10 protein-coding genes and 1 other annotated feature (1 of these 11 only partly in view) are annotated in these 15,913 nt (G+C 68.3%); of the genes, 8 read left to right on the top strand and 2 right to left on the bottom strand.

Translation table 11 applies throughout. The features are described from left to right. The first annotated feature begins 9 nt into the window (after positions 1 to 9). Complete coding sequence (locus DDF62_RS09945; protein WP_116488971.1) at positions 10 to 1,407, top strand: serine hydrolase domain-containing protein; 1,398 nt, start codon at positions 10 to 12, stop codon at positions 1,405 to 1,407. Here DDF62_RS09945 and DDF62_RS09940 read toward each other — a convergent pair. Next, positions 1,404 to 2,912 (bottom strand): UxaA family hydrolase, encoded by a 1,509-nt coding sequence (locus DDF62_RS09940; protein WP_116488970.1) that lies wholly within the window; start codon positions 2,910 to 2,912, stop codon positions 1,404 to 1,406. The genes DDF62_RS09945 and DDF62_RS09940 overlap by 4 nt on opposite strands. Before the next feature lie 161 nt (positions 2,913 to 3,073). On the opposite strand from DDF62_RS09940, the gene DDF62_RS09935 reads away from it, so the two are divergent. The 7 genes from DDF62_RS09935 to DDF62_RS09905 all read left to right on the top strand — a co-directional run bounded on the left by DDF62_RS09935 (position 3,074) and on the right by DDF62_RS09905 (position 12,759). Further along, the gene (locus DDF62_RS09935) at positions 3,074 to 4,156 is read left to right on the top strand and encodes a LacI family DNA-binding transcriptional regulator (protein ID WP_116488969.1); all 1,083 of its coding nucleotides are present in this window, start codon (positions 3,074 to 3,076) and stop codon (positions 4,154 to 4,156) included. A gap of 105 nt (positions 4,157 to 4,261) precedes the next feature. After that, the gene (uxaC, locus tag DDF62_RS09930; protein ID WP_116488968.1) at positions 4,262 to 5,716 is read left to right on the top strand and encodes a glucuronate isomerase; all 1,455 of its coding nucleotides are present in this window, start codon (positions 4,262 to 4,264) and stop codon (positions 5,714 to 5,716) included. 25 nt (positions 5,717 to 5,741) lie between these two features. Then, positions 5,742 to 6,584: a 5-dehydro-4-deoxy-D-glucuronate isomerase gene (kduI, locus tag DDF62_RS09925; RefSeq protein WP_116488967.1), complete on the top strand. Its 843-nt coding sequence runs from the start codon at positions 5,742 to 5,744 to the stop codon at positions 6,582 to 6,584. A gap of 151 nt (positions 6,585 to 6,735) precedes the next feature. After that, entirely contained in the window at positions 6,736 to 7,494 is a 759-nt protein-coding gene (kduD, locus tag DDF62_RS09920; RefSeq protein ID WP_058348670.1) for a 2-dehydro-3-deoxy-D-gluconate 5-dehydrogenase KduD, read from the top strand. A 282-nt stretch (positions 7,495 to 7,776) separates the two neighbouring features. Next, positions 7,777 to 10,503, top strand: a complete 2,727-nt coding sequence (ppc, locus tag DDF62_RS09915; protein WP_116489009.1) for a phosphoenolpyruvate carboxylase — start codon at positions 7,777 to 7,779, stop codon at positions 10,501 to 10,503. A 475-nt stretch (positions 10,504 to 10,978) separates the two neighbouring features. Further along, the gene (locus DDF62_RS09910) at positions 10,979 to 11,653 is read left to right on the top strand and encodes a bifunctional 4-hydroxy-2-oxoglutarate aldolase/2-dehydro-3-deoxy-phosphogluconate aldolase (RefSeq protein WP_058348668.1); all 675 of its coding nucleotides are present in this window, start codon (positions 10,979 to 10,981) and stop codon (positions 11,651 to 11,653) included. Beyond that, entirely contained in the window at positions 11,653 to 12,759 is a 1,107-nt protein-coding gene (locus DDF62_RS09905) for a sugar kinase (RefSeq protein ID WP_116488966.1), read from the top strand. The genes DDF62_RS09910 and DDF62_RS09905 overlap by 1 nt, the downstream gene beginning before the upstream one ends. 191 nt (positions 12,760 to 12,950) lie before the next feature. Here DDF62_RS09905 and DDF62_RS09900 read toward each other — a convergent pair whose 3' ends face one another. Next, positions 12,951 to 15,815: a M14 family metallopeptidase gene (locus DDF62_RS09900; protein ID WP_425267038.1), complete on the bottom strand. Its 2,865-nt coding sequence runs from the start codon at positions 15,813 to 15,815 to the stop codon at positions 12,951 to 12,953. 69 nt (positions 15,816 to 15,884) lie between these two features. Next, positions 15,885 to 15,913 (top strand) — a sequence feature (sul1 is cis-regulatory element that is thought to sense ions involved in sulfur or methionine metabolism; They are found in Alphaproteobacteria) (it continues 25 nt past the right edge of the window).

Here is a 15,913-nt window from a genome sequence, read left to right as displayed (position 1 = left end):
GGGGGCGGCATGCGGCGTCGGGAGTTCATGGTCGGGGGCGCCGGGGCGGCGGCGTCGGCCGGCGCCGCGCGGGCCCAGGCCGGTAGCGAGGCGGATCGCATGCGGACCTGGCTGAAGCGCTGGCTGGCGGCCTTCAACGACGCCGACCTCGCCGTCTACCAGGCCTTCGTGACCCGCACGGCCCCAAGCGTCGCCCCCTATCTCGACGACGACCTGTCCGTGCGCGAGATCAGCGGCGGGTTCGACCTGATCGCGGTCGAGGCGGTCACGGCCGACAGCATCACCGCCCTGGTTCGGGATCGGGCCTGGGATCGTCGCTCGCGCCTCACCTTGCAGGCGTCGGGCGACCAGAGGCTGGACGATATCGCCTTCGCCGGCGCGCCGGCTGGCGAGCCGATCCCTCGCCTGAGCGAGGCGATGGCGCTGAAAGCCGCCCGGGACAAGATCGAGGAGGAGGGGCGGGGCGGCCGCTTCAACGGCGCGGCGCTGGTCGCCCGAGGCGACCGGGTGCTGTTGCGCCAGGCGCGTGGCCTGGCCGACGAGGCCGCGCGGACGCTCAATCGCCCGGACGTGCGTTTCTGCATTGGCTCGATGGGCAAGATGTTCACCGCCGTCGCCGTCATGAGGATGGTCGAGGCGGGGAGCCTCACCCTGGATGCGCCGATCCGGGCCTATCTTCCCGACTATCCCAATGCCGCCGTCGCCGATCGCGTCACCGTTCGCCACCTGCTGACCCATACCGGCGGAACCGGCGACATCTTCGGTCCCGGCTATGACGGCCGCGCCGGCGCCAGCGCCGAGCCGGCCGCCCTGGTCGCGATGTACGGCGGCCGGGATCCGCTGTTCGAGCCGGGCTCGCGGTGGGGCTACAGCAACTACGGGTTCGTGCTGCTGGGACGGATCCTGGAGCGTGTCGGCGGCCGGCCTTACGCCGCGCTTGTCGACGCCCGGGTCTTCAAGCCGGCGGCCATGACGGCGACCTCGCTGAACGCGGACCATGCCGGGATCACGGCCGCCGCCTATGCCGGCGCGCGGGCCACCGGCCTGAAGCCGCTGGGGCCCTATGTCGGCCTGCCGGCCGGCGGGGCCTATTCGACCGTCGACGACCTGCACGCCTTCGTGGTCGCTTTACGGGCGGGCAAGCTCGTGCGGGCCGAGACGCTGCGGGCCATGACCCAGCCGCTGGTGGTCGCCGGAAGCGCGCACTGGGGTCTGGGCCTGGCGATCCGCGAGCGCAACGGCCTGCGCTACTACGGCCATGGCGGCGCCGCGCCCGGGATCAACGGCGACCTGGCGGTCTTCCCGGACTTCACGACGATCACGCTGTGCAACCGCGGCCATCCCGCCGCCGCTTGCCTCGCCGACTTCATCGGCGCGCGGCTGCCGGCCAAGGCGGAACGGGCTTAGAGCGTAACCCCTGACTTCCAGATCGCGATCTCGCGCTCGCCGTTGCGCTCGGCCTTGGTCTCCTGGCCCGAGGCGGTGGCGACGACGAGGTCGAGCAGCGAGTCCGCCGCCTGGTCCATGGTCTGGCCGTCGAGCACCACGCCGGCGTCGAAGTCGATCCACGACGGCTTGCGGGCGGCCAGGGCGCTGTTGGAGGCGATCTTCAGGGTCGGGGCGGGGAAGCCCAAAGGCGTTCCCCGGCCGGTGGTGAACAGGATCACCGTGGCGCCGGCCGCCGTCAGGGCCGTGGACGACACAGCGTCGTTGCCGGGCGCTTCGAGCAAGGTGAGCCCGTGCGGACCGACCCGCTCGCCATAGCGCAGCACCTCGACCAGCGGCGCGCGGCCGCCCTTCTGCACCGCGCCCAGGGATTTCTCCTCCAGCGTGGTGATGCCGCCGGCGATGTTGCCGGGCGAGGGGTTCTCGTAGATGGGCTGGTGGTTGTCGATGAAGTAGCGCTTGAAGTCGTCGATCACCTCGACGGCCTCGTCGAAAACCTCGCGGCTTGCAGCTCTTTGCAGCAGCACGTTCTCGGCTCCGAACACCTCGGGGATCTCGGTCAGCACCGGCGTGCCGCCGGCCGCGGCCACCTTGTCGGCGATGCGGCCGACCAGCGGGTTGGCGGTGACGCCCGAGAAGCCGTCCGAGCCGCCGCACTTGAGGCCCACCACCAGCTCGGAGATCGGGGCGGGCTCGCGGCGGTCCTTCTCGGCGATCTCGATGAGCGCCTCGATGGCCTCCAGCCCCTGTTCGTACTCGTCTTCCACGAATTGGGTGGTGAACGAGCGCAGCCGCTCGGGATCGAGGTCCGGGGCGCTGTCGAGCAGGGCCTTCAGCTGGTTGTTCTCGCAACCCAGGCCCAGGATCAGCACGCCGCCGGCGTTGGGGTGGGCGGCCAGGCCCGCGATCAGCTGGCGGGTGTGGGAAAGATCATCGCCCAGCTGCGAGCAGCCGAACGGGTGGGGGAAGGCGAAGACGCCGTCGACGCGGCCGGCGAAGCGGGCATTGGCTTTTTCGGCGATGCGGCGGGCGGTGTTGGCCACGCAGCCGACGGTGCACAGCACCCAGATCTCGTTGCGCGTGCCGACCCGGCCGTTCTTGCGGCGATAGCCCAGAAAGGTTCGGTCGCCGACCACTTCGGTGTTGTCCGTCTCGGCCGGGGCGTAGGCATAGCCTTCGACGCCTTCCAGCCGGGTCTCGACATTGTGGACGTGCACGTGGTCGCCGACGGCGATGTCGACCGTGGCCCGGCCGATCGGCCAACCGTACTTCAGCACGTCCTCGCCCTTGGCCGCCGGCCGCACGGCGATCTTGTGGCCCTTGGGAATGTCGCTCCGCACCAGGATCTGCTCGCCGTGCAGGTCGACGCTTTCGCCGGCCGACAGGGGGCGCAGGGCGGTGGCGACGTGGTCGCGCGGATCGACGCCGTGGATCGATTCGCCGGGAAAGGTGGCCGTTTCGCTCATCTGGGGTCTTTGTCTTTGCGACTTTTTGTGTTGCCATCCGGTCCTAAGGGAGTGGAAACCGGTGTCAAGAGCTTCGCCAGCGCGCTTTTAGCCGCAGATTGGCTACGCTTTCGACGCTGGAGTATGACAAAAGAAAAGAACGCCCGCCGCATGGAAACGCCGTGACCTCGTCAAAGACGCCCAAAAAGTCCGCCGACGAGTCGGATGTGAACGCAGCGCTGGAAAGCGGCCGCCGCCGCGCCACCATCAACGACATCGCCCGCCTGGCCGGGGTCTCCAAGAAGACCGTCTCGCGCGTGATCAACCAGTCGCCCTTCGTTCGCGAAGAGACGCGGGTGCGGATCGAGGCGGTGATCGCCGAGTGGGGTTACGCCCCCGATCCCCAGGCCCGGGGCCTGGCCTTCCGCCGCTCGTTCCTGATCGGCATGATCTACGACAACCCCAACCCGCAGTACGTCGTGAACATGCAGCTGGGCCTGCTGGACGGCATGCGCGGCTCGGGCTTCGAGCTGGTGGTTCATCCGTGCGACCGCTCCAGCCCCACCTTCCTGCAGGATGTGCGGATGTTCATCGAGCGGCAAAAGCTGTTCGGCGTGATCCTGCCGCCGTCGGTGTCCGAGGACGAGCGCGTCGCCGACCTGCTGCGCGACATCGGCTGCGAATACATCCGCATCGCCTCGGTGCCGCTCGACGAAGAAGAGCACATGATCGTCGGTCACGACCGGCTGGGCGCCCAGGCCATGGGCGAGCACCTGGTGGGTCTGGGCCACGAGCGCATCGGCTTCATCACCGGCCTGCCCAGCTTCCGGTCGTCGCACGAGCGGCGAGGGGGCTTCGAGGACGCGCTGACAAAGGCCGGCGTGAAGCTCGATCCCGACTATGTGGTGCAGGGCGCCTATACCTTCGAATCGGGCCTGGCCTGCGGCGAGGCGCTGTTGGCCAAGACCCCGCGTCCGACCGCCATCTTCGCCGGCAACGACGAAATGGCCGCCGGCGTGCTGCAGGCCGCCCGCCGCGCCGGCCTGACGGTGCCGGCAGACCTGACCGTGGTCGGCTTCGACGACTTCCAGATCGCCCAGGCCGTCTGGCCGCCGCTGACCACGATCCACATCCCGACGAGGGAAGTGGGCCGCATGGCGGCCGAGAAGCTGATCGCCCGCGACGGCTACGAGCCGGGCGATCCGGCCAAGACCATCCCCTATCTCGTGGTGCGCGAGTCTTCCTCGTCACCGAAGAAAGTGTAGGGTGCGCGCCGCGCCCTGCACCTTGCACCGAACTTTGACACCGGTTACCAAGCGCCACGAAGCGGCCAGTTAGCAGCCGCCGGCGAAGGGACGAGGAGACACGCCATGGCCCGGCCCCTGATTTTGCACGACGATCGCCTGTTCCCGGCCGATCCCACCGTCCGCGGCATCGCCCGTGAGCTCTATTCGACGGTCGCGGCCCTGCCGATCATCAGCCCACACGGCCACACCGACCCGGCCTGGTTCGCCACCAACGAGCCGTTCCGCGACGCCACCGACCTGCTGCTGGCGCCCGACCACTACGTCTTTCGCATGCTCTACAGCCAGGGCGTGGCGCTGGACGACCTGAAGGTGCCGCGCAAGTCGGGCGTGCCGGCCACCGATCCGCGCGCGGCCTGGAAGCTGTTCGCCCAGAACTTCCACCTCTTCCGCGGCACGCCGTCGTGGATCTGGCTGAACCACGTGTTCAGCAAGGTGTTCGGCTTCACCGAGTTCCTCGGCGAGGACAACGCCGACGCCTATTTCGACGGCATCAACGAGGCCCTGGCCACCGACGCCTTCCGTCCGCGCGCCCTGTTCGACCGCTTCAATATCGAGACCCTGGCCACCACCGAGGGCCCGCACGATCCGCTGAAGCACCACAAGGCCATCCGTGAGAGCGGCTGGGGCGGCCACGTCATCACCGCCTATCGCCCCGACGCGGTCATCGACTTCGAGGACGAGCGCAGCCCGCGCGCGTTCGAGCGCTTCGCCGAGATCTCGGGCCAGGACGTCTACAGCTGGAAGGGCTATCTCGAAGCCCACCGCATCCGCCGCAAGGCCTTCATCGAGGCCGGCGCCACCTCGTCCGACCACGGTCACCCGACCGCCGCCACCGCCGACCTGAGCGACGTCGAATCCGAGGCCCTGTTCGCCGATCTGGTGAAGGGGAACGTCACGCCGGAGAAGGCCGAACTGTTCCGCGCCCAGATGCTGACCGAGATGGCCAAGATGAGCCTCGAGGACGGCCTGGTGATGCAGATCCACCCCGGCTCGCACCGCAACCACAATGTGGGCCTGCTGGAATCGCACGGCCGCGACAAGGGCGCCGACATTCCGATGCGCACGGAATATGTCGATGCGCTGAAGCCGCTGCTGACTCGCCTGGGCAACGACAAGCGCCTGTCGGTGATCCTGTTCACCCTGGACGAGACAACCTACAGCCGCGAGCTGGCCCCGCTGGCCGGCCACTATCCGGTGCTGAAGCTGGGTCCCTCGTGGTGGTTCCACGACAGCCCGGAAGGCATGATGCGCTTCCGCGAGCAGGTCACCGAGACCGCCGGCTTCTACAACACCGTCGGCTTCAACGACGACACCCGCGCCTTCCTGTCGATTCCCGCCCGCCACGATGTCGCTCGCCGCGTCGACAGCGCCTTCCTGGCGCGCATGGTGAGCGAGCACCGCATGGATTTGGTGGAAGCTCAGGAGCTCATCGTAGACCTGACGTACAATCTGCCTAAGAAGGCCTACAAGCTCGATCAGCCGCGGCCGCTACCGGCCCCGGCGCTCGCTGCCGAATAAGAACACCACTTCCGGAGTAAACTCGATGTTCGCCAAGACCTACCACGCCACCCATCCGGACATGATGTTCGCCGTCAGCAACGACGACCTGCGCGACCGCTACCTGATGCAGGACCTCTTCGTCGAAGGCGAGATCGTCCTGAACTACAACCACGCCGAACGCTTCGTGGTCGGCGGCGTCGTCGCCTCGACCGCCGTGAAGCTGCCCGACCAGACCGAGCCCGCCTCGGCCGCCGGCCACCCCTTCCTGGAGCGCCGCGAGCTGGGCGTGATCAATGTCGGCGAGACCACCGGCAAGATCACCGTCGACGGCGTCGTCTACGACATCGTTCCGCGTGACGGCCTGTACGTCACCATGGGCGCCAAGGACGTGACCTTCGAAGGCGTGAACGGCGAAGCTGCTCGCTTCTACCTGGTCAGCCTGCCGGCCCACGCTTCGTTCGAAACCAAGAAGCTGGCGTTCGCCGACGCCATCCCGCTGGAGCGCGGCGCTCTCGAGACCAGCAACGAGCGCACGATCTACCAGTACATCGTCCCGACCACCTGCAAGTCGGCTCAGCTGCTGCTGGGCATGACCGTCCTGAAGCCGGGCAGCGTCTGGAACACCATGCCGCCCCACCTGCACGACCGTCGTTCGGAAGCCTACTTCTACTTCGGCCTGGGCGAGAACGACCGCGTGTTCCACTACATGGGCGAGCCGGACGAGATGCGTCACATCGTGATCGCCAACGAAGAGGCCGTCATGAGCCCGCCGTGGTCGATCCACATGGGTTCGGGCACCGCCAACTACACCTTCATCTGGGCGATGGGCGGCGAGAACCTCGACTACACCGACATGAACGTGCTGGACATCTGCCAGCTGAAGTAGGGCCAAAGCCCCTTCCAGTTTTGCTTCGGTTGTCATCCCGGCCGAAGTGGAGCGTAAGAGCCGGGACCCGGAGGCGCGACGTCGTCCCCGGGTCCCGCGCGGCTTTCGGGCCGCCGGGATGAAGCAATTGGGATTCAGGAAACTAAGCATCATGGCCAATCCGTTCAGCCTCGAAGGCAAGGTCGCGCTCGTCACCGGCGCCAACACCGGCATCGGGCAGGGGATCGCCATCGCGCTCGCTCAAGCCGGCGCCGACATCGCCGCCGCCGGCCGCAGCGAACCGACCGAGACCAAGGCCGCCGTCGAGGCGCTGGGCCGCAAGTTCGTGTCGATCAAGGCCGACTTCTCGACCACCGAGCCCGTGCAGCGCGTGATCGACGAAACCGTCGCCGCCCTCGGCAAGGTCGACATTCTCGTGAACAACGCCGGCATCATCCGCCGCGCCGACTCGATCGAATTCTCGGAAGCCGACTGGGACGCGGTGATCGACACCAACCTCAAGGTCGTCTTCTTCCTGACCCAGGCCTTCGCCAAGCAGGCCCTGGCGCAAGGGACCGGCGCCAAGGTGATCAACATCGCCAGCCTGCTGTCGTTCCAGGGCGGCATCCGCGTGCCGTCGTACACGGCCGCCAAGTCGGGCCTGGCCGGCCTGACCAAGATCCTGGCCAACGAGTGGGCGACCAAGGGCATCAACGTCAACGCCATCGCGCCGGGCTACTTCGACACCAACAACACCGAGGCCCTGCGCGCCGACGCCGACCGCAACGCCTCGATCCTGGCCCGCATCCCGGCCGGCCGCTGGGGCCGTCCGGAAGACCTCGGCGGCGCCGCCGTGTTCCTGGCCTCGTCGGCGGCCGACTACGTGCAGGGCGTGACCCTGCCGGTCGATGGCGGCTGGCTGGCCCGCTAAGTCTCCAGGTCTTCGGGCCTGCCGAGCGTTGGATCCCCGCGAAGGCGACTTCGCGGGGATTTTTCGTTTCCGGGGCGCGATCACGCTCGACCACGCACAAAATGCGCGCCGCTGAACGATGGTAGCGCAACCATCGCATCGCCCCGCTTCCCCAAGGCGAAGAAGGGCGCTAGAGCCCGCACAGCGTTCGACCGGGCCGGGCTGAACGCGAGAACCGTTAGATCTGTTCTTACAGTCCCGACGATCCGCCGTTCTCCCTGATGGCGGTGATGGAGCATGCGCATGCGCGACTCGGCCCTCTCCCTCGGCGCCAGCCGTCCCACCAGCCGTGATGTCCGGCAGAACGCCAACCTGCTCGGCGACCTGCTGATCGAGGCCATCGGCTATCTGGAAGGGGAGGAGGCCGCCGGCCTGGTCAGCAAGGCCCGCAAGGCCGCCGCGCATGAGACCGCCGAGGGCGAGGCGCCCGGCCTCGACCACCTGTTCGCCGATCTCTCCAACGACCAGGCCGTGTTCCTGGCGCGGGCTTTCGCCAGCCACTCGCTGCTGGCCAATATCGGCGAAGACGTCGCCGGCCGCCGCCGCCACGCCGAGGCCGACGCCCGTCCCGGCGACGAGCGCGCCCGCACCCTGGTCGACGCCGTCGCGGCCCTGAAGGCCTCGGGCAAGACCGACGCGGAACTCGCCAAGATCTTCGCCGCCATGAACGTGGTGCCGGTGCTGACCGCCCACCCGACCGAAGTGCGCCGCCGCAGCATGGTCGACCGCGAGACCGAGATCTCGCGCCTGATGACCCTGCGCCGCCATCACCTGCCGGCCGACCTGGAAGCCGACATCCGCGAGCGCCTGTTCCGCGAGATCGCCCTGATGTGGCGCACGCGCCTCTATCGCCCCGAGCGGATCACCGTGAAGGACGAGATCCGCAACGCCCTGTCGATCGTCCGCACCTCGATCCTGCCGGCCATGGTCGATCTCTACGAGGAATGGTCGGGCAAGATCGGCAGCCATGGCCATATCGCGCCGCTCCTGAAGATGGGCTCGTGGCTGGGCGGCGACCGCGACGGCCACCCCGGCGTCAACGGCGACACCCTGAAGCTGGCCCTCTCGTCGCAGTCGCGGGTGATCCTCGACTGGTACGCCGGCGAGGTGCGCAAGCTGTGGTCGAACCTCGCCGTCTCGACCGCCTACACCCCCGTCTCCGACGAACTGCTGGCCCTGGCCTCCCAGGCCAAGGACCCGTCGGTGCATCGCCTGGACGAGCCCTATCGCCTGGCCCTGGAGCTGATCTTCGACCGCCTCACCGCCGTGTCGCAGAAGCTGACCGGCCAGTGGGTGGCCTACGCCACCAGCCGCACGGACGTTGCGCCCTACGCCCACCCCGACGCCTTCGTCGCCGACCTGCAGATCATCATCGAGTCGCTGGAAGCCAACGGCGGCGAGCGTCTGGTCGGCGCCTCGCTGCGCACCCTGGTGGCCGTCGCCAGGGCCTGCGGCTTCCACTTGATGAGCCTGGACCTGCGCCAGAACGCCGATGTCCACGAGCGCACCATCCACGAGCTCTATCAACGCTCGGGCTCGGGCGTGCGCTACCTCGACCTCGACGAGGAGGCCCGCTCCAAGCTGCTGATCGAGGAGCTTTCGCACCAGAGGCCCCTGGTCTCGCCGTTCACCGCCTATGGCGAGGAGACGGCCAAGGAACTGGCCACGATGGAAGCGGCCGCCCAGGCCGTGCGCGACTACGGCCACGCCTGCATCGGCGCCTACATCATCTCCAAATCCGCGACCCTGTCGGACATCCTCGAGCCGCTGGTTCTGCTCAAGCAGGTCGGCCTGGTCTGGGGCGGGGCGGCGCCGCGCTCGTCGCTGAAGATCGCCCCGCTGTTCGAGACCATCGAGGACCTGGAGAACGGCCCGCGCGTGCTGCGCCAGTGGCTTGAGCTGCCGATCAGCCGCACCATCCTGGGCGACCGGCCGGTGCAGGAGATCATGCTCGGCTACTCCGACAGCAACAAGGACGGCGGCTATGTCGCCTCGCGTCGGGGCGTGGCGCGTGGGGCCTCGGCCCTGGCGTTCGAGGCCGACCGCATGGGCGTCGGCATCCAGCTGTTCCACGGTCGCGGCGGCAGCGTCGGGCGCGGTGGTGGTCCGGCCGCCGAGGCCGTGCTGGCCCAGCCGGCCGGCACCGTCCAGGGCCGCATCCGCATGACCGAGCAGGGCGAGATGATCGCCCGCCGCTTCGGCGACCAACCCACGGCCCGCCGCAACCTCGACGGCCTGGCCGCCGCCGTGGTTCAGTCCAGCCAGCGCGACGTCAATCGCCCCGATCCCAAGGTCGAGACCGCGATGACCGCCCTGGCCCAGGCCTCGTTCGAGGGCTACCGCGCGCTGGTCTATGATGATCCGGCCTTCGAGGACTTCTTCTGGTCGGCCACCCCGATCGGCGAGATCGTCGGCCTGAACATCGGCAGCCGCCCCGCGTCGCGCACCGCCAGCCGCAAGATCGAGGACCTGCGGGCAATCCCGTGGGTGTTCTCGTGGTCGCAGGCCCGCTTCATGCTGCCGGGCTGGTACGGCTTCGCCTCGGGCGTCGAGCGCGCGGGCCTGTCGACGGGCCAGCTGCAGGACCTTGCCGGCGACTTCGACTTCTTCGCCTCGCTGCTGTCGAACATGGAGCTGGCCCTGGCCCAGAGCCACATGGGCATCGCCGCCCGTTACGTGGCCCTGTCGCCCGACCAGGAGAACGCCCAGCGGATCTTCGACACCATCAAGCGCGAGCACGACGCGGCCCAGAGCATCGCCCTGGCCATCCGCGGCGGCGCCAGCCTGCTCGACAACCAGCCGGAGCTGGCCGAGTCGGTGGCCCTGGCCGGCCACTCGGTCGATCCGCTGAACCACCTGCAACTGGAGCTGCTGGCCCGCCGTCGCGGCGGCGAGCAGGCCGAGGACGTGCGCCTGGCCATCCAGTTGACCGTGGCCGGTATCGCGGCCGGCCTGCGCAACACTGGCTGATCCCGACTTGAGCAGGGCACGCGGGATGAATCCGCGCGCCCGTCAAAAACGCGACGCTCGGGAACCTGCGTTTTCTACAGGCTTGCTCAAATGCCGAAACTGCGCTTATCTGTCTATGACACCGGTGACAAAACGAGCCGAGCTCTTGTTGCTACCGGTGTCACGACGTTTTGGGTCGGCTCCCCCGATCCGGCGTCCTGCGGCTCTTTGAGTTCGCTCCTGCGCAAACTTTTCCAGGGCGTCGAGCTTTAGCTCGACGCCCTTCATTTTACCTTGGGGTGCGCGCCGGGCCTTGGCTCGGCGCCCTTTATTTCGCCGGGGGCGGGGGGCTCGCGGAAAGTGACGCGGCGGCAGCCACGCCCTGTGGCGCAAGTCGCGCGCGCGGGCTAAGGGATCGCCCGAACAGATCTTCCACGCGCGGCGCGCCACGGCGGCGCCTCGCGCAAGAACGGCCCTTTCCGGGAGGAGTACGAGAATGCTGAAGAACCGTATGGCGGTGCTGCAGGCCCTTGAGACCCAAGGCGTGGTGCCGGTGTTCTACCACCCGGACGTCGAGATCTGTAAGAACGTCATCCAGGCCTGCGCCGACGGCGGCGCGCCCTGCATCGAGTTCACCAACCGCGGCGATTTCGCCGCGAACGTCTTCTACGAAGTCACCAAGCACTTCGCCTCGGCCGATCCGCGCGTGATTATGGGCGTCGGCTCGATCGTCGATGCGCCGACCGCCGGCCTCTACATCGCCAACGGCGCCAAGTTCATGGTCAGCCCGATCGTCAACGCCGACGTGGCCAAGCTCTGCAACCGCCGCATGATCCCCTACAGCCCCGGCTGCGGCTCGGCGACCGAGATCTCCTACGCCCAGGAACTGGGCTGCGAGATCGTCAAGGTGTTCCCCGGCTCGTCGGTCGGCGGCCCGGACTTCATCAAGGCCGTCATGGGCCCGATGCCCTGGACCAAGATCATGCCGACGGGCGGCGTCGATCCGGACGAGGCCTCGATCAAGAAGTGGTTCGGCGCGGGCATCGTCGCCGCCGGCATGGGTTCCAAGCTGATCACCCAGGAAGCCCTCGACGCCAAGGACTACGCCGGCATCTCCAAGAAGGTGCGCGAGACGGTCGACCTGATCGCCAAGGTGCGCGGCAAGGCCTGATGAGCGACCCGATCCTTAAGCTTCGCCCGGCGTCGGAGACCCGCTGGGACTGCGCGGCCCTCGGCGAGGTGATGCTGAGGCTCGATCCCGGCGACGGGCGGGTGCGCAACGCCCGCCAGTTCCAGGTCTGGGAAGGCGGCGGCGAATACAACTTCGCCCGCGGCATGAGCAAGTGCTGGGGCAAGCGCGCCACCGTCGCCACGGCCCTGCCCGACAGCGACCTGGGCTGGCTGGTCCAGGACCTGATCGGCCAGGGCGGCGTGGACATAAGCCACGTGGTCTGGCGCGAGTTCGACGGCCTGGGCCGCAACACCCGGGTCGGCCTGAACTTCACCGAGCGCGGCTTCGGCGTGCGTCCGGCCCTTGGCGTCTCCGATCGCGCCAACTCGGCGGCCTCGCAGCTGCGTCCCGGCGAGATCGACTGGGAGCGGCTGTTCGGCGAGGAAGGCGTGCGCTGGTTCCACACCGGCGGCGTGTTCACGGCCCTGGCCTCCAACACCGCCGAGGTGGTTCTGGAGGCCCTTGAGGTCGCCAAGAAGCACGGCGTCATCGTCAGCTTCGACCAGAACTACCGCGCCTCGCTGTGGAAAGACCGCGGCGGCCTCGACGCCGCCCAGGCCCTGAACCGCAAGATCGCCGCCATGACCGACGTGATGATCGGCAACGATCATGACTTCGTGGTGTGCCTGGGCATGGAGATCGACGGGTTGGTGAAGGGGCTCGAACCCACCGATCCGGCCAACTTCAAGACCCTGGCCCCGCAGGCGGTGAAGGCCTTCCCGAACCTGAAGGTCCTGGCCACCACCCTGCGGGCCGTGCGCTCGGCCAGCGTCAACGACTTCGGCGCCATCCTGTGGGCCGGCGGGGCCTTCTATGAGGCCCCGATGCGCGACGGCCTGGCCATCTACGACCGCATCGGCGGCGGCGACGGCTTCGCCTCGGGCCTGGCCTACGCCCTGATGGAGAACCTGGGTCCCCAGGCCGCCGTCGATTACGGCGCGGCTCACGCGGCCCTGGCCATGACCACCCCGGGCGACACCTCGATGGTGCGCCTGAAGGAGGTCGAGGCCCTGGTGAAGGGCGCCGGGGCTCGGGTTATTCGATAGAGAACCTCCCCCTTTGGGGGAGGCGGCCGAAGGCCGGTGGGGGGACGTTTTCAGCTTCCGTTGAATTGGCCGGCCTCGCAGCCACTCCCCCCACCGATCGCTTCGCGATCACCTCCCCCACAGGGGGAGGTTCCCAAGAAAAAGCCCCGGTCCTGCGACCGGGGCTTTTCCATTTTCAGCTCGCGAGAGCCTTACTTGCCCGCGCTGACCGCCGGCCCGTACAGCATGCCGTTGAACAGGAACTTGAAGGTCCCGTACGACTGCGCCCGCTGGGTGATCTCCGGGCCCATGACGAACAGCTTGCCCTTGCCCACGTCGACGTCGAGGATCGCCGTGGTGTCCTTCAGGCGCTCCTGGCCGACGGCCCAGCCGCTGCGCAGGGGCCTGTCGCTGTCGAACCACGAGACCTTCGACACGCCCTTGGCGTCCGACTTCAGGGTGAAGGTCGGCGAGCGGTCGTAGAAGATGTCCACGTCCGCCGGGATGCCGTAGGCCAGCGGCTGGGTGACGTCGACCTTGGCCCGCAGCACCGAGCCGGGGATGTAGAGCTCCTTGGTCGACAGGCCCACCAGCTTGCCGTTCTCGGTCTTGGCCGTGGCGACCTCGACCGGCGCGCCGAAGGCGGTGGCCAGGCGGGTGGAGGCGCCGATGGCGATCACCGTGCCGCCGTTCTCGGCGAAGGCCTTGAGCTGCGGGATGGTGGTCTCGTCGGTCACCGTGCCCAGCCACGAGTGGTACTCGGCGGGGATCTCCTCGGCCTTGGGCTGCGGATAGCCGCGGCCGGCGCGGAACGGACCGCCGGGCGTGGCCGGCACCACGCCGTCGGCGAACACCAAGACGTCGAAGTCCTTGGCCAGGTCGCCGGCGTCCAGGCGCTGCGGGTAGACCACCTGGAAGGGGGCTTCGAACTTCTCGAACATCCAGCGGTTCCAGCCCGAGGGCATCGAGCCGCCATAGACGTCCACCAAGCCCACGCGGATCGGCTTCAGCGGCAGGGCCGAGCCGCCCGGCTTGGCGCCCACGGCCCAGGCGTCGATGCCCAGTTCCTTGACGCCGGCGCCGATCACCTCGGCAGCGGCGGGCGAGTAGGGGACCCAGATGGCCCCGGCGGCGAAGCTCTGCTTGCCGGCCTTGGCCCCGTTCTTCAGCCACGAGACCTGGGCGCCGGCCTTCAGCAGGCGGTTGGTCAGGGTGAAGGCGTTGTTGGGCGCGTGGTCGATCAGCCAGCCGGCCTTGCCCGAGCCCTTCACGGCGCCCGGCTTGACGGCGATCAGGTCGGGCACGCGCTGGAACGGCCCGTCGAAGCCGTCGAGCACGCGGTCGAACTTCACGCCCGTCTGGTAGGCCAGGGTGTAGCCGGTGACGTCGTAGGGGGCCTTTGGCGGGCCGCCCGGATACTCGGCGTCGTGCGGGTGGTCCTGCGGCTCGAACATGTCGAGGATGTGCGGGCGATAGGCCTGGCCGGTCTTCACCACATAGGAGCCGGCCGGATAGGTCTTGCCGGCCACGGTGAAGGGCTTGGTGGCCTCGTCCACGTCGACGCCGGCCTTGATCAGCGCGTTCAGGAACGCCACCACGGTCGGCTTGTCGGCCTGGTCGGCGGTCAGGATGTAGCCGCGCGGATCACGCTTTTCCGGGGCCTGCAGGATGGTCTTGTAGAGCGACGGATCGACCGAGGCCGAGGTCGGCGAGCCGGTGACGCGGCCCTCGAACTTCACCTTGGCGCCGGCGGCCTTCAGGTCGTCGATCTCGGTGGGCGTGATGGTCCAGCTGTCCTTGCTGCCCTTGGCGATCGAGTTGCTGGCCATCTTCCAGATGTTGAACAGCATGCGCTCGCGGTTGCGCGAGGCGTAATCCATCACCGCGCGGTCCAGGCTCCACTGGTACTCGACCGTCTGGGCCAGATGCCAGGTCTGCGGCGGGGCCGGCATCGGCCGGTCGCCGTTGGGCAGCTGCACGTCCGGCACCAGGTTCAGCGGCATCGGCGTCGGCGAACCGGTGATCTCGGTCAAGAGGCCCACGGCGTTGTGGAAGTAGGCGATGGAGCGTTCCATGCCGTTGTGCCAGGTCGAGTAGGGGGCGGCGCTGCGGGCGCCCGAGCCCGGCTTGTCCTCGGCCACCAGGCGGCTGTGCATGGCCATGCCGACTTCCTGCAGCGAGGTCATGACCAGCGGGTCGTAGTTGTAGTTGAAGGGGTCACGGAACGGCGGGACGAACACCACCATGCCGTTCGGGGCCGGCTGGTGCTGGTTGTAGATGATCTGCGGATACCACTCGCGGAACAGCACCTTGTTGACGTTGGTGGTTTCCGACATCTGCGACATGAAGCTGTCGCGGTTGTTATCGTGGCCGACGTACTTCTGATAGAGGCGCGGGATCGAGTTGTACTCGCGCTTCTGCGGATCGGCGTTGCGCATGTACCAGTCCGAGACCAGCTCCATGCCGTCGGGATTGTCGTGGCCGAACAACACGATGACGTCGTCGAGGATGCGCATCGTCTCGGGATCGGTCTTGGTCAGCATCCGGTACAGCACCTGGATCTGGCCCTGCGAGGTCACCGTTTCGGTGGCGTGCATGCCCGCGTCGATCCAGACCACTGCCTTGCCGGTGGCGGCCAGCTTCTCGGCCTCTTCCTTGCCGACTTCGCCCTTGGCCAGCTTGCGGGCGACGGCCTTGTATTCGTCGAGCTTGGCGAGGTTCGCCGGCGAGGAGACGATGGCCACCCACTGGGTGCGGCCTTCCTCGGACTTGCCGATGTCGACCAGTTTCATGCGGTCCGACTGGCCGGCCAGGGTCTTCAGATAGGCCTCATAGGCGGTGTAGTCGGCCAGGAAGTAGTCGCTGCCCGGGTCCTGGGCGAAGGCTTGGGCGGGCGGGGTGATCTCTGCCGAGTAGGCGGCCTGGCCGCCGAAAGTCATCACCAGCGCCAGGGCGGCCCCGGCCATCGCTACGTGTCGCGTCATCGCACTCCCCATCCACCAAAGCGGGGCGTGCTTTTTCGCCGGCCCCCTAAGCTTGACGCAGGCGGAGCACGAAACCGCAAGTTGGGCCACCATCGACGGAAAAATAGTTCGCGGACGGGGTGCTTGCCCCGCGCGGCCGGATGCGGCATCAGCAGGCCGCACAACGGATCCGGCCTCGCCGGATGGCTACC

Origin of the sequence: Caulobacter radicis, from assembly GCF_003094615.1 — a bacterium.
GTDB lineage: Bacteria > Pseudomonadota > Alphaproteobacteria > Caulobacterales > Caulobacteraceae > Caulobacter > Caulobacter radicis.
Note: the sequence above shows the minus strand (reverse complement) of the source record. Positions and strands in the feature narration are given on the sequence as shown.

Excerpts from the sequence above, each read along its gene's own strand:
- kduD (WP_058348670.1), top strand. The coding sequence starts at position 6,736 with ATGGCCAATCCGTTCAGCCTCGAAGGCAAGGTCGCGCTCGTCACCGGC.
- DDF62_RS09940 (WP_116488970.1), bottom strand. The coding sequence starts at position 2,912 with ATGAGCGAAACGGCCACCTTTCCCGGCGAATCGATCCACGGCGTCGAT.
- DDF62_RS09905 (WP_116488966.1), top strand. The coding sequence starts at position 11,653 with ATGAGCGACCCGATCCTTAAGCTTCGCCCGGCGTCGGAGACCCGCTGG.
- DDF62_RS09910 (WP_058348668.1), top strand. The coding sequence starts at position 10,979 with ATGCTGAAGAACCGTATGGCGGTGCTGCAGGCCCTTGAGACCCAAGGC.
- DDF62_RS09900 (WP_425267038.1), bottom strand. The coding sequence starts at position 15,815 with ATGGTGGCCCAACTTGCGGTTTCGTGCTCCGCCTGCGTCAAGCTTAGG.
- kduI (WP_116488967.1), top strand. The coding sequence starts at position 5,742 with ATGTTCGCCAAGACCTACCACGCCACCCATCCGGACATGATGTTCGCC.
- uxaC (WP_116488968.1), top strand. The coding sequence starts at position 4,262 with ATGGCCCGGCCCCTGATTTTGCACGACGATCGCCTGTTCCCGGCCGAT.
- DDF62_RS09945 (WP_116488971.1), top strand. The coding sequence starts at position 10 with ATGCGGCGTCGGGAGTTCATGGTCGGGGGCGCCGGGGCGGCGGCGTCG.
- ppc (WP_116489009.1), top strand. The coding sequence starts at position 7,777 with ATGCGCGACTCGGCCCTCTCCCTCGGCGCCAGCCGTCCCACCAGCCGT.